The 14,190-nt window shown below is 64.5% G+C and carries 12 protein-coding genes; all 12 read right to left on the bottom strand.

What is annotated here, in order from left to right:
- Window positions 1-43: 43 nt before the first annotated feature.
- Window positions 44-760, bottom strand: a complete 717-nt coding sequence (locus B1526_RS07445) for a hypothetical protein (RefSeq protein WP_095615436.1) — start codon at window positions 758-760, stop codon at window positions 44-46.
- Window positions 760-1,359, bottom strand: coding sequence for an imidazoleglycerol-phosphate dehydratase HisB (gene hisB, locus B1526_RS07440; RefSeq protein WP_095615435.1), 600 nt, complete (start codon window positions 1,357-1,359; stop codon window positions 760-762). The genes B1526_RS07445 and hisB overlap by 1 nt, the downstream gene beginning before the upstream one ends.
- A gap of 74 nt (window positions 1,360-1,433) precedes the next feature.
- Entirely contained in the window at window positions 1,434-2,609 is a 1,176-nt protein-coding gene (locus B1526_RS07435; RefSeq protein ID WP_095615434.1) for a histidinol-phosphate transaminase, read from the bottom strand.
- The gene (gene hisD / locus B1526_RS07430; RefSeq protein WP_095615575.1) at window positions 2,606-3,988 is read right to left on the bottom strand and encodes a histidinol dehydrogenase; all 1,383 of its coding nucleotides are present in this window, start codon (window positions 3,986-3,988) and stop codon (window positions 2,606-2,608) included. The genes B1526_RS07435 and hisD overlap by 4 nt, the downstream gene beginning before the upstream one ends.
- 109 nt (window positions 3,989-4,097) lie before the next feature.
- A complete protein-coding gene (gene dnaE, locus B1526_RS07425) occupies window positions 4,098-7,661 on the bottom strand; it encodes a DNA polymerase III subunit alpha (RefSeq protein WP_095615433.1) in 3,564 nt (1,187 codons plus the stop codon).
- 123 nt (window positions 7,662-7,784) lie between these two features.
- Window positions 7,785-8,735 carry an RluA family pseudouridine synthase gene (locus B1526_RS07420; RefSeq protein ID WP_095615432.1) on the bottom strand — a complete coding sequence of 317 codons (951 nt, stop codon included), beginning with the start codon at window positions 8,733-8,735 and terminating at the stop codon, window positions 7,785-7,787.
- The gene (locus tag B1526_RS07415; RefSeq protein WP_095615431.1) at window positions 8,732-9,280 is read right to left on the bottom strand and encodes a signal peptidase II; all 549 of its coding nucleotides are present in this window, start codon (window positions 9,278-9,280) and stop codon (window positions 8,732-8,734) included. The genes B1526_RS07420 and B1526_RS07415 overlap by 4 nt, the downstream gene beginning before the upstream one ends.
- A gap of 10 nt (window positions 9,281-9,290) precedes the next feature.
- Window positions 9,291-10,871 (bottom strand): DivIVA domain-containing protein, encoded by a 1,581-nt coding sequence (locus tag B1526_RS07410; protein WP_095615430.1) that lies wholly within the window; start codon window positions 10,869-10,871, stop codon window positions 9,291-9,293.
- A gap of 129 nt (window positions 10,872-11,000) precedes the next feature.
- Entirely contained in the window at window positions 11,001-11,291 is a 291-nt protein-coding gene (locus B1526_RS07405; RefSeq protein WP_095615574.1) for a YggT family protein, read from the bottom strand.
- A 62-nt stretch (window positions 11,292-11,353) separates the two neighbouring features.
- Window positions 11,354-11,824, bottom strand: coding sequence for a cell division protein SepF (locus B1526_RS07400; RefSeq protein WP_095615429.1), 471 nt, complete (start codon window positions 11,822-11,824; stop codon window positions 11,354-11,356).
- 29 nt (window positions 11,825-11,853) lie between these two features.
- Window positions 11,854-13,119 (bottom strand): cell division protein FtsZ, encoded by a 1,266-nt coding sequence (gene ftsZ / locus B1526_RS07395; protein ID WP_095615428.1) that lies wholly within the window; start codon window positions 13,117-13,119, stop codon window positions 11,854-11,856.
- A gap of 167 nt (window positions 13,120-13,286) precedes the next feature.
- Window positions 13,287-14,190 (bottom strand): tRNA dihydrouridine synthase (locus B1526_RS07390; protein WP_095615427.1); only part of this gene is annotated, 904 nt, incomplete at its 5' end.

Here is a 14,190-nt window from a genome sequence, read left to right as displayed (position 1 = left end):
GCCCACGCCGCATCCATATGCCGCGTGCGCGTGTCAGTGGTTGTCACAATGTATTGTCGTCGTCATCCCCGAGCGCCTCGGGCGGTATCGGATGGCTGCGCATGAACGCGCGGATGCGCGCCTCGGCGTCCTTGTGCGTCGCGATCGACGCCGTGTCGACCGTCTCATCCGATTCCGACTCGATGCCGTGGACGTCGACGAGCCCGATCATGTAGTCCTCGACGAACGGCGCGAGCGTCGGGAACGCGAACGGCGGAGGGATCTTGTCGACACCCACGCCGTTCTCGTAGATCTCCGCCTCAATCTTGTCCGCACGGTTGACGACGAGGAGCACGCCCATGCCGGATATGACCGTCGTCAGGTCATGCGCGGCCGTCTCGGGCGCATTGCCTTCGAGGTCGCGCAGGATCGCGACACAGCCATAGGGGTGCCCGACGCACAACGCGGGCACATCGGCGAGGCGGCATATCGCGGCGAACAGCTCCGCGCTCGCGAGATGCGAGCATATGACGGCGCATTTCGCCTTGTTGCCGAGGATGCCTTGCAGCTCGTCCTCGAAATCAAGCGGTGCGTCGCCGCCATCGGACGGCGCGTCATGCGCGTCGCCACCGTCGTGCACATCGTCGCGGTGCGTGTCTGCGAATTCCTGTTCGAACCCTTCGAGCGCGGCTTCAAGGTCGGCGTCGTCGAAATGCACATCGGCGTCATCGAATCCATCATTCATGCCGAAATCGCCGTTCGTATCGTCGTGTCCCGCCATCACAGCGCGCCTTTCGTGCTCGGGATGCCGTCGACGCGCGGATCCGGTTCGACCGCGAACCGCAACGCGCGCGCAAACGCCTTGAATTCGGCTTCGGCGATATGATGCGGGTCACGTCCGGCGATGAGCTGCAAATGCAGGCAGATATCCGCGTGGAACGCAATCGATTCCATGACGTGACGCACGAGCGAACCGGTGAAATGGCCGCCGATCATCGCATACTGGAAACCTTCCGGTTCCCCCGTGCACACGCAGTACGGACGCCCGGAGACATCGACGACCGCCTTCGCGAGCGCCTCGTCGAGCGGGACCGTCGCATCCGCGAACCTGCGGATGCCGCGTTTGTCGCCGAGCGCCTGCTTGAGCGCCTCGCCGAACACGATCGCCGTGTCCTCGACGGTGTGGTGTGCGTCGATGTCGGTATCGCCGTACGCGTTGATCTTCAGGTCGATGAGCGAGTGCTTGCCGAGCGCCGTCATCATATGGTTGTAGAACGGCACGGTCGTGTTGATCTCGGTCTTGCCGGTGCCGTCGAGGTCAAGGCTGAGTTCGACCGTGGATTCGCTCGTCTGCCGAACGATCGAAGCGGTGCGTGCCATCTCGTGTTCCTCCTGACTGCTTGTTGCGTCCTATGCCTATGTTGCCTGTGCCGCGCGGTGTGCGGGACGCGCCGCTACGCCGTCCGGCGTTGCTCGACGGCGCGCATCGACGCGGTGAGCGCGTCGCGGAACGCCTTCATCTCCTCATCGGTGCCCATACACACGCGCAGCCATCCTTCGGGGCCGACGACGCGGATGAGGACGCCACGCGTGAGCATTTCGTCGAAGATCGCGCCCCGGTCATCGAAATGACCGCCGAACATCAGGAAGTTCGACTGCGACGGCGCTACCTCAAGCGGCGTGCCGTCGTAGGTCTGCTCCTTGAGCCATGCGGCGGTCTCCTCGCGTGTGCGGCGCAGATGGTCGACCTGCGACAGCTGTTCGTCGGTGTGGTCGAATCCGGCGAGCGCGGCCGCCTGCGTCACAGCGGACAGATGGTACGGCATGCGCACGATGCGCAGGCAGTCGATGATGCCGGCGCTCGCGGCGACGTAGCCGACGCGGGCGCCGGCGAACGCGAACGCCTTGCTCATCGTGCGGCTCACGGCGAGGTTCGCGTAGGTGCCGACAAGCGTCGTCGCGGATGGGGTGCCCGGGTCGCGGAATTCGATGTAGGCCTCGTCGACGACGACGACCGGATGCACGCCGTCGGCGGCGCCGGCGACGGTCGCGTTCTGGCAGTGGTCGAGGATGCGTTCGAGGTCGGGCATCGGCAACGGTGTACCGGTCGGGTTGTTCGGGCTCGTCAGGATGACGAGCGACGGTTCGAGCGCGTCAATCTGGCGGATCGTCTCGTCGACGTCGAGCGTGAAGTCGGCGTGGCGCGGCGCCGTGTTCCATGTCGTGAACGTATCACGTGCGTATTCGGGGTACATCGAATACGTCGGGTCGCATCCGAGCGCGTTGCGTCCGGGGCCTCCGAAGGCCTCGAACAGCTGCAACATGATTTCGTTCGAGCCGTTCGCGCCCCACACCTCGTCAGTCGTCAGTTCGGCGTGCGATTCCTTCGCGAGGTAGTCGACGAAGGCTTGACGCAACTCGATGTGTTCGCGGTCGGGGTAGCGGTTGAGCGTCGCCGCCGCCTCACGCACGCGTTTTTCGATGCTGCGGATGACGGCATGGCTCGGCGGATACGGGTTCTCGTTGACGTTGAGGCATACCGGGACGTCAAGCTGCGGGGCGCCGTAGGGCTCCTCGCCGATGAGGTCGTTGCGCAGCGGCAGGCTTGCCGGAATCGTCCCTTCGCTCATCGAAGGCCCGCCTCCTGTTCCTGGTCCTCAAGCGTCGCCTTGTCATAGGGGTCGGTGACGAAGCGGCTCAGCACGCTTTCGCCGTGCGCCGGAAGGTCCTCGGAGACGGCGAACGCATTGACGCGCGCGGCGAGCTCCTTGAGGCCCTGCTCGTCGTATTCGATCACTTCGACCGGCTTCATGAACGTGTGTACGCCAAGGCCCGCGGCGAAGCGCGCCGTGCCGGACGTCGGCAGCACATGGTTCGAACCGGACATGTAGTCGCCGAGCGGGACTGGCGAATACGGGCCGCGGAAGATCGCGCCGGCGTTGCGGATCTTCGCGATGACGGCGTCCGGGTCGGCCGTCTGCACTTCGAGGTGCTCGGCCGCGTAGGCGTTCGCGGCGTCGATCGACTGCGCGAGCGAATCGGTCAGGATGATGCCGGACTGGCGGCCTGAAAGCGATGTCTTGACGCGGTCGGCGTGCTCGGTGCGCGGTACGCGCTTGAGGAGCTCGGCCTGCACGGCGTCGGCGAGGTCAGCGCTGTCGGTGATGAGCACGGAACCGGCGAGCTCGTCGTGTTCCGCCTGACCGATGAGGTCGGCGGCGACCCATGCGGGGTTCGCGTCCTTGTCGGCGATGATCGCGATCTCGGTCGGACCGGCGACGGCGTCGATGCCGACGATGCCGGAGACGAGGCGCTTCGCCGTCGCGACGAAGATGTTGCCCGGGCCGGTGATCTTGTCGACCGGTTCGCACAGGACGGGCGACTGCGGGTCATCGACGTCGGTCGCGCCGTACGCGAACATCGCGATCGCCTGCGCGCCGCCGACGGCGTAGACCTCGTCGACGCCGAGCATCGCGCATGTCGCGAGGATCGTCTTGTTCGGCCAGCCGTCCGGGTCGTTGCGGTTCGGCGGCGTCGCGACCGCAAGCGATTCGACGCCGGCGGCCTGCGCCGGCACGGCGTTCATGATGACCGAGCTCGGATAGACGGCCTTGCCGCCGGGCACATACAGGCCGACGCGCTGCACCGGGATCCAACGTTCCGAGACGCGTGCGCCTTCGGCGAGGTCGGTGTGGAAGTCCTCAGGCACCTGGTTCTTCGCGACGGCGCGGGCACGGCGGATCGATTCCTCGATCGCGGCGCGCACTTCGGGGTCGAGTCCGGCGACGGCCGCGTCCATGACGTCGGTGGGCACACGTAGCGACTTCGGCACGACGTGGTCGAATTTCTCGGCGTATGCGCGGAGCGCCTTCGCCCCGTGCGCCTTCACGTCGTCGAGGATCGGCTGGACGAGCCCGGTCGCTTCGTCGGTGCCCATGTCGGCGCGAGGCATCGCCTCGAGCATCTGGGCGCGGGTGAGTTCTTTTCCGCGCAGATCGATGGTGCGCATGTAGTGTTCTTCGCTCATAAGCCACTATCGTAACAACGGCCTGTCACGAGCGTGATTCGTGTGTGGCCGCATCTCACGATGCGGCCACACACGTATGGGGCGTCGGCGCTCACGAGGACATGAGCGCGGCAGGTCCGAAGATGATCTTGATGTCGGCGAACAGGCTCGTGTCGCGCGTGACGCGGAAGCGGTCGCCCATCGTCAGGACTTGCGCGTCGCCGCGTTCGTTGAACACGGCGAGTTTGACCTCGCAGTAGCCCGGATGGTTCGCGAGCACGGTGCCAAGCTGTTCGAGACGGTCGCGTTGGAGCGCGCCTGTGGGGAGCGTGATGAGCACGGGCCGCGCGTCCTCCGCTTCGAGCGAAGGCAGCTGCATCTCGGTCGCGCGCAGGCTCACCGTCTCGTCGCGCACCTCGACCATGCCGCGCATCTGCACGACGGTGTCGACGGCGAGGTCGGCGGCGGCCGATTCGTACACTTTGCCGAAGAGCATGCATTGGATCGAGCTTTCCATGTCCTCGATCGTCACGATCGCCCACGGATTGCCTTTCTTCGACATGCGTCGGTCGACGTTCGTGATGAGGCCCGCGATCGTGACCTGTGTGCGTTCGGGCATCGTCGGCGCGCGGTCGATGAGATGCGCGATCGACATCTCGCGCAACGCCGCGAGGACGCTCTGCATGCCGCTCAACGGATGGTCGGAGACGTACAGGCCGAGCATGTCGCGCTCATACTGCAGCTTCGTCTTCTTGTCCCATTCCTCGATGTCGGGGATCGTGATCGCCGCGTCGCCGAGAAGCGACGGGTCGCTGTCCTCGCCGCCGTCGAGGTCGGCGAAGAGGTCGAACTGGCCGTTCGCCTGCCGGCGTTTGATGTCGACGACCGAGTCGATCGCCGCCTCGTGGACCGCGCACAACGCACGTCTGTTGGGGTTGACCGAATCGAACGCGCCGCCTTTGATGAGCGATTCGACGAGACGCTTGTTGAGCGCGGTGAGCGGCGCGCGGCGGATATAGTCCATGAAATCGATGTATTTGCCGCGCTGCCCGTTGCGTTCCTCGATGATCTCCTTGACGGCCGTTTCGCCGACGTTCCTGATCGCGCCGAGGCCGAAGCGCACGACGTCGCCGACGGCGGAGTATGCGTAGACGGATTCGTTGATGTCCGGCAGCAGGACCTTGATGCCCATGCGCCGCGCCTCGCCCAGGTACAGGGCGGTCTTGTCCTTGTTGCTCACCGCGCCCTGCAGCAGGGCGGCCATGAACTCGACCGGGTAATGCGTCTTGAGATACGCGGTCCAATACGAGATCAGCCCGTACGCGGCCGAATGCGCCTTGTTGAACGCGTAGCCCGAGAACGGCACGAGCACGTCCCACACCGCCTGCGCCGCCTCCTCGGAATAGCCGTGCTCCTTCATTCCCGCGAAGAACGGCACCTTCTCCTTGGCGAGCACCTCGGGCTTCTTCTTGCCCATCGCACGGCGCAGCACATCCGCCTTGCCGAGCGAATAGCCCGCGAGGATGCGCGCGGCCGACTGCACCTGCTCCTGATAGACGATCAGGCCGTAGGTCTCGTCGAGCACCTCCTTGAGCGGCTCGGCGAGCTCGGGATGGATTGGCTCGATTTTCTGCAACCCGTTCTTGCGCTTCGCGTAGTTCGTATGCGAGTTCATATCCATCGGGCCCGGACGGTACAGGGCGATCAACGCCGAGATGTCGTTGAAGTTGTCCGGCTTGAGCTGCTTGAGCAGGGCGCGCATGCCGTCCGAATCCAGCTGGAACACGCCAAGCGTGTCGCCACGCGAGAGCAGCTCGTACGTCTCCTTGTCGTCGAGCGGGATCTTCGTGTAGTCGATCGCCTCCTTGCCGTTGGCGGCGATGTTCCTGAGCGTGTCACTGATGACCGTCAAGTTGGAAAGCCCGAGGAAGTCCATCTTCACGAGGCCCAGCGTCTCGCACGTATGGTACTCGAAGGTCGTCGTGACCGTCCCGTCGGTGCGCTCCAAAAGCGGCGACGTGTCCGTGATCGGCTCCGAACCCATGATCGTCGCGCACGCGTGCACACCGGTCTGGCGGATGAGGCCCTCCAGTCCCATCGCCTTGTCGGTGATCGCCTTCGCGTCCGGATCGGACTCATAGAGCTCGCGGTATTCGCGCGCCTCGGCGTAACGCTTCGACTTCGGGTCGAAAATGTCATGCACCGAGATGTCCTTGCCGCCCGTCGCGGCCGGCGGCAGCGCCTTCGTGACCTTCTCGCCCATCGCGAACTCGTAGCCCATGATGCGCGCCGAATCCTTGAGCGCCTGCTTCGTCTTGATCGTGCCGTAGATCACGCACTGCGCGACCTTGTCATGCCCGTACTTCTCACCGCAGTACTCGATGACCTTGAGGCGCCCGTCCGGGTCGAAATCCACGTCGATATCCGGCAGGCTCACACGCTCGGGGTTGAGGAACCGTTCGAAGATCAGGCCATGCTCCAACGGGTCGAGCTCGGTGATGCCCATCGCGTACGCGACCATCGAACCCGCCGCCGAGCCACGGCCCGGGCCGACCATGATCCCATGGTCCTTCGCCCACTGGATGTAATCCGCGACGACGAGGAAGTAGCCTGGGAACTGCATCTGGCAGATCACACCGCACTCGTAATCGGCCTGCGCGAGCACATGGTCGGGCACGCTGCCCTCATAGCGCTTCTCGAGGCCTTCCTCGACCTTCTTCAGGAACAGCGATGTCTCGTCCCAGCCCTCGGGACACGGGAACTTCGGCATGAACGCGCCGTCCTCATGGTCGTCGAACATCACATTACACCGCTCCGCGACCTCCAACGTGTTGTCGCACGCCTCCGGCAGGTCTCGGAACAACTCACGCATCTCCTGCTCCGTACGCAGGTAATACCCCTTGCCATCGAACTTGAACCGGTCCGGGTCGTCGAGCTTCGAACCCGAATTGATGCACAGCATCGCGTCCTGCGTCGCTGCGTCCGCCTCAAGCACATAATGCGAGTCGTTCGTAGCGAGCAGCGGCGCACCGAGGCGCTTCGCGATCTCGAGCAGGTCCCCGGTGACCTTCCGCTCGATCTCGATGTTGTGGTCCATCAGCTCGATGAAGAAGTTGTCCTTGCCGTAGATGTCCTGCAGCTCGCCGGCCGCGCGCAGCGCCTCGTCGAACTGGCCCAGGCGCAGACGCGTCTGGATGATGCCCGAAGGGCACCCCGAACCGCAGATGACGCCCTTGTTGTACGTCGCGAGCACGTCCTTGTCCATACGCGGGTAGCGCATCACGCGGCCCTCGAGGTTCGCGACCGACGAGGCCTTCGTCAGATTGACGAGACCCTCGTCGTTTTCCGCCCACAACGTCAGATGCGTGATGAGGCCACCGCCCGACACGTCGTCGCGCCGCTGGTCCTCGGTGCCCCAATGCACACGGGACTTGTCGCCACGCGCCGTCTCCGGCGTCACATACGCCTCGATGCCGAGAATCGGCTTGACGCCCTGCGCGACGGCCGTGCTCCACATCTCGTACGCGCCGTGCATATTGCCATGGTCGGTTATGCCGACCGCCGGCATGCCGAGTTCCTTCGCACGCGCGACAAGCCCGGGAATCTTCGATGCGCCGTCGAGGAGCGAATAATGCGTGTGGTTGTGCAGATGAACGAAGTTCGCGGATTGAGCCATGCCATCAATCTAGCGGATTTCGCTGACGCCCTTCAAGGGGTTGTCACGCATTTCACAAACCCCGCCAAGCGACACTCCGCACGTCCGGTGCATGCACCGCCGGCCGCGCGGATGCGACGGGGCTCACATGCCGTCGGCGCCATCCTCGCCGTCCGTGTGGCGTGCGCGCATCGCATCGAGCGCATGCTTGAGATCGGCCGGATACTGCGATGTGACGACGGTGCGCACATGCGTGCGCGGATGCCGGAATTCGAGCTGCATCGCATGCAGCCACTGCCGTTCGAGCCCGAGTTCGGCCGACAGCTTCGGATTCGCCCCGTACATCGCGTCGCCGACGAGCGGATGCCCGATCGACGAGAAGTGCACGCGGATCTGATGCGTGCGTCCCGTCTCAAGGTTGATCTTCGCGAGCGTCGCCTCACCGAAGCGTTCGAGCACGTCCCAATGCGTGACCGCCTCCTTGCCGCCCGGTGTCACGCAGAAGCGGAAGTCGGAGACCTTCGCGCGCCCGATCGGTGCCTCGATCGTCGCCTTGTCCTCCTTGAGGTTGCCTTGCGCGAGCGCATGGTAGGTCTTGATGACCTCATGCTCGGAGAACTGCCGGCGCATCTCCTTGTACGCGAGATCGGTCTTGCACACGAGCATGAGCCCTGATGTGCCGACGTCGAGGCGCGAAACGATGCCTTGACGCCCTGGTGCGCCGAGTGCCGTGATCTCGACGCCGCGTTTGAGGAGCGAACCGAGCACGGTCGGCCCCGTCCAGCCGACCGACGCGTGCGCGGCGACACCGACCGGTTTGTCGACGACGACGATGTCCTCGTCCTCGTAGACGATCGGCATGTTCCGTGCGATCGGTTCCGCGGGGCGCTGTTCGTCGACGAGTTCGAATTCGACGACGTCGCCCGCCTGCAGCACCGCCGATTTGTCGCGCTCGTGCTCACGGCCGACGATGCGCGCCTGGTTCGTTTCGATGAACACGGCGGCTTTCGCGCGTGACACGCCGAGCATCTTCGCGACGGCGATGTCGAACCGCCGTCCGATGAGCATATCGGGCGCAGGGACCACTTTGATCATCGCTGTGCATCCTCCCCCGTCGTTGCCGCCGCATCCTCCATGGTCCTTGTGCGGAACGGCACGTTGCATAGGATGAGGACGACGATGCCGATGCCGGCGACCATCAGGAAGATGTCCGCGACGTTGCCTACCGACCATCCGTAATCGAGGAAATCGACGACTTTGCCGTTGAGGAACCCGTCCGCATGGATGACGCGGTCGATGAGGTTGCCGAACGCGCCCGCGAACGCGAGCGCGAGGAACACGGTCCACGCCATCGACTGCGTACGCAGGGCGAGGACGAGGAGCACGGCGCACGCGACGGCCGACATGAGCGCGATGAGCCATGTCATGTTCGATCCCATGCCGAGCGAGGCGCCTGGGTTGTGCACGAGCGTGAACCGCAGCAGCCCCGGGATGACGGGAACCGATGCTCCGCCGGCGAGGCGCGCCTGCGCAACCGCCTTCGTCAATTGGTCGATGACGATCGCGATGATGACGATACACGCAAAGACGGCCACGCGGATACGCGGCCGTCTTTGCTCGCTGGTTGACTGATGCGTCACTGAAGGTCTCTCAGTCGTTCTTGTCCATGCTGTTGTAGTTGTTCGTGTCCGAGACCTGCGCCTGCAGCTGTCCGAGGAACTCGGTCAGGCGTGCGCGGTATTCGGTTTCGAACTGCTTGAGGCCCTGGATGTTGCCTTCGATGACCTTCGACTGCGTCTCAAGGTTCGTGCGGACCTGCGTCGCGTAATCATCGGCCGCGGCGCGCGTCTTCTCGTCGTAGTCCTTCGCGCGCTGCTGCACTTCGCTCTCGTATTCGTCGAGCTCGGCATGGCGGTCGACGACGTACTGGTCGGCTTCGCTCTTCTTCTGCTGGGCGTAGGAGTTGCCTTCGTCCTGCTTCTTCTGGGCGTATTCGTCGGCCTCGTGCGCCTTCGCGTCGGCGTAGGTGTTCGCCTCGTTCGTCCTCGTCTCCGCGTAGTTGTTGGCTTCCGCGGTCTTGTCGGTGACGTACTGGTCGGCTTCGGCGTGCTTGTTCTGCATGTAGGTATCGGCGTCCTGGCGCGTCTTCGCGCTGTACTCGTCGGCCTCGGTGCGCGTCTTCTCGCTGTAGTCGTCGGCCTCGGTGCGCGTCTTCTGCGCGAACGCCTCCGCCTGCTCGTGCATGCTCTTGTTGTACGCGTCGGCGTCGTCGCGTGTGCGCTTGCTGTAGGCGTCAGCCTCGTCATGGACGCGCTTGTTGTAATCGTCGGCCTCGGTGCGTGTGCGGTTCGAATAGTCGTTGGCCTTGCCGATGAGCTCTTCGTACTTGCGCTGGCTCTGCTCGGTGATCTCCTTCGCGGTCGCCTTGCCCTTGTCGACGTACTGGTCGTGCAACTGCATCGCGAGCGTAAGCATCGCGGTCGCGCGTTCGGGCTCGCTGTTGGCCTGGGCGGCGGCGCTCTTGATCTTCTGGAGGCTGCCGGTCTCGGTGTTCGGCTCGACCTTCGCGACCTGGTCGCGCAGCTGCTCTTCGCGCTGCTTCGATTCCTCGAGCTGCTTCGTGAGGTCCTGAATCTGGGCTTCCTGCTGCTGTGCACGAACCGTCTGCTGGTGCGCCGTCGACAGTTCATGACGCAGGTTCTCGCTGTCCGCACGGAACTGGTCACGCTGCTTCGTGACTTCGGCGAGCTGGGCCGCGAGGTCCGGCTGGTCGGAGTTCCGCGCCGCCTGTGCCGTGAGCTGGTCGATCTGCGCGCTCAGGCGTTCGACCTGCGCCTTGAGCTGTTCGTTCTGCGAGGCGAGCGTGCGGTTCGTGTCCTCGGCTTCGGCGAGCTTGCCCTGCGCCGCCTGCACGGCCTGGTTGGCCTGTGCGATCTGTGCCTGCGCCTGCTCCCCCGCGCCTTGGGCGGCGGCCGCGCGCAGCGACTGGTTCTCGCCCTGCAGCTGCTGGACCTGGTTCGTCAGATCGGAAATCTTCGTGTTGAGTTCGGAAACGTCCGGGCCGAGTGCCTGGGTCGACTGGCCGCCGGCGACGGCCTGCTTGCCCAAAGCTTCGACGGTCTCGGTGACCTGGTCGAGGAAGTCGTCGACCTCGTCAACGTCATACCCTTCTTTGAAGCGCACCGTCTGGAAGGTGTGCTCCCTAATATCCTTAGGCGTCAAAAGAGCCATATATCTTGCACCTCGCTTTGGGTTACCACCCGGCTTAGTTGGACTTATGTGTTGATGCTAGCACGGATTGCGTGCAAACAATCGCTTTTCGGCGCATTTCCCCATCGTCGACGCGCCATTCGACGCCGCTCAGATGAGCACCTGCAGCACGATGAGCGCGAAATACAGGACGAGGAAGCTGGTATCGAACGAGACAGGCCCAAGCGGAATCGGCTTGATGTACCGCCGCAGCCACCGCAACGGCGGATCGGTGAGCGCGTAGACGATTGAGACAAGTGTCGCGACGAATCCGTGTGGGTGCCAGCCGCGCGCGAGCACAAAGACCCAGTCGAGGATCATACGGGCGAACAGCACGATCAGATAGGCGTCGATGAGCCAATCGACGAGGCGGAAGAACATCGCCAACAACAAAGCAAGCATGTCCACGGCCTACTTTCCTGCCGTGGGCATGCTCGTCGCGGTATCCATCATCGTCCGGCGGCTCACTCGGCGAACAGGTCGTGCGTCGCGTTTGACTCCGCGTCTTCGGCGACGATGTCGACGCGCGCGGGGCTCAGCAGGAACACACGGGGCGTGACGCGTTCGATCGAACCGGACACACCGAAGACTACGCCCGAAGAGAAATCGACGATGCGGTAGGCGACCGCTTCCGATACGCCGGTGAGGTTGAGCACGACAGGCACGCCGTCGCGCAGTGCGCGGCCGACGAGCTGCGCGTCCTCATATGAGTGCGGGTGAATCGTCGTGATCCGGCTGACACGGCCCTGGAACGGCGCCGCGGGTTTGCGCGCAGCGGCCGGCTGCGTCGTCGCCGCCGGCATCGGGGTCACCGACCGGTCGGAGTCGAATGACGAGGCGGACTCGTCCTCCTCCTCTTCGAAATCGGCGTCGTCGTCTTCAGCGACATCGGCCATGCCGAGGTACGACATCGTCTGCTTGAGAAACCCGGGCATTCGTGTTCCTTTCTCGTCCTATGGTTCAATCAGCGCAGGAAATCCGGGATGTCGATGTCATCCGGATCATTCGGCGAATAGCGGGCCGGTTCGACGCTCGGATCGAAGATCGGCGCCGACGGAGTCTGCGGGACGACGGGCGTCGTCGGCTGCTCGACCTCGACGTTCGTCTGGAAGATCGGCGTCGCGTTCGGTGCGGGTGACGTCATGATCGTCGGCAGGCCGTTCGTCGTATGCTCGGTCTTCTTGGTCGTGTCCTCGCGGCGCGGCTGCGGCTGCTGCGCGGGGACATTGATGTCCGGGGGGGCGATCGTGGTCTTGCCGGTGTTCTCATGCTTCGCGTCGAAGCCGGCGGCGATGACGGTCACGCGGATCTCGTCGCCGTAGGCGTCGTCGAGCGCGAGGCCCCAGATGATCTGCGCCTCCGGATGCGCCGAACGGCGCACGAGCTCGGTCGCGGCATACGCCTCTTGCAGTTTGAGGTCGGTCGAGGCGGCGATGTTGATGAGCACGCCGTTCGCACCGTCGATGCTTTCCTCGAGCAGCGGCGAGCTGATCGCGATCTCCGCGGCCTGCGTCGCGCGGTCTTCGCCCCGTGCCGAGCCGATGCCGAACATCGCGGTGCCCGAATCGCGCAGGATCGAGGTGACGTCGGAGAAGTCGACGTGGATGTACGAATTCATCGTGATGAGGTCGGTGATGCCCTGCACGCCCGCGAGGAGCGCCGTGTCGGCGGTCTTGAACGCGTCGACGATGCCGATCGAACGGTCGGCGAGCTCAAGCAGACGGTCGTTCGGGATGACGATGAGCGCGTCCACTTCCTTGCGCAGGTTGTCGATGCCAAGCGCGGCCGACGCGGCGCGCTGCGGGCCTTCGAACGAGAACGGACGTGTCACGACGGCGATCGTGAGCGCGCCCTGCTGGCGCGCCGCGCGTGCGACGAGTGGGCTCGCGCCGGTGCCGGTGCCGCCGCCTTCGCCCGCCGTGACGAAGACCATGTCCGCGCCCTTGACGGCCTCTTCGATGTCCGACTGGTGGTCCTGTGCGGCCTTCGCGCCCTTCTCCGGGTCGGCTCCGGCGCCGAGGCCACGGCTCGACGCGTCGGAAAGCGAGATCTTGACGTCCGCGTCCGAACGCAGCAGATCCTTCGCGTCGGTGTTGATCGCGACGAACTCGACGTTCTGCAGACCTTCCGCGATCATGCGGTTGACGGCATTGCCGCCGGCCCCGCCCACGCCGACGACTTTGATGTTCGTTTTGTCATTGAAATTGTCATTCTGGGCAATCTCGCTCACGATGTTCTCCTGTCACTCACGATGCTGAACTCTACTGTATCGCAAACCGCCCGATATTCCGGCCATTGCACGTCGCCATGTGAAACGGTTCATGGACCGGCGGGCGGATTGCGCCACGTCTTTGCTGATTCGGGCATTGATGCCCGTTTTTCCCGTCGGCTGCGCGCTCAATATCCGGCATCCATCGGATCGTCGCCAAAGAGCCGTTCGCGCTCCTCGCGCGTCGTCGTCCGCGAATCGAGCCATCCGTAAGGCAGATGGACCTTTTTCGCAAAGCGAACACGGCCGCGTGGCTTGTCGATGACGCGCCCGGGAAGCCTCGCGTCCGGGTCGAGCGTCGCGACGAGTCGGGCGACATCGTCGAGGCATTCGCATTCCATGAACGCGCGGCGCATATGGCCGCCGACGGGGAATCCTTTGAGGTACCACGCGACGTGTTTGCGCAGGTCGTGCACGGCCATGCGCTCGTCACCGTCATAGAACCGCGTAAGCAGCTGCGCATGCCGTATAATGACCGCGCCGACCTCACCGAGTGTCGGATCGACACGCACGTCGCTTCCGGCAAACGCCTCGCCGATGTCGGCGAAGATCCATGGGCGTCCTTGGCAGCCCCTGCCGATCGCGACACCCGCACACCCTGTCTCGTTGACCATCCGCACCGCATCATCGGCACCCCAGATGTCGCCGTTGCCGAAGACCGGGATATCGAGTTCGCCGACGAGCTCGCCGATCCTCGACCAGTCGGAGTGACCGCCATAGTATTCGGCGGTCGTGCGTGCATGGAGCGTGACGGCCGCACAGCCTTCCTCCTGCGCGATGCGCCCCGCCTCATGGAAGGTCACATGCGCGTCGTCGATGCCGACGCGGAACTTCGCCGTGACCGGGATGCCGGCCGGTTCGCACACCCGCACGACGCGCCTGATGATCTCCTGATACAGGTCGGTCTTCCATGGTAGCGCCGAACCGCCGCCACGGCGTGTGACCTTCGGCACCGGGCACCCGAAGTTGAGGTCGATGTGGTCGGCCATGTCTTCATCGACGACGATGTGCGCCGCCTGTTCGACGATTGAT

The organism is Bifidobacterium criceti, from assembly GCF_002286935.1.
GTDB classification, from domain to species: Bacteria; Actinomycetota; Actinomycetes; order Actinomycetales; family Bifidobacteriaceae; genus Bifidobacterium; species Bifidobacterium criceti.
This window is presented reverse-complemented; position numbering and strand designations above follow the sequence as displayed.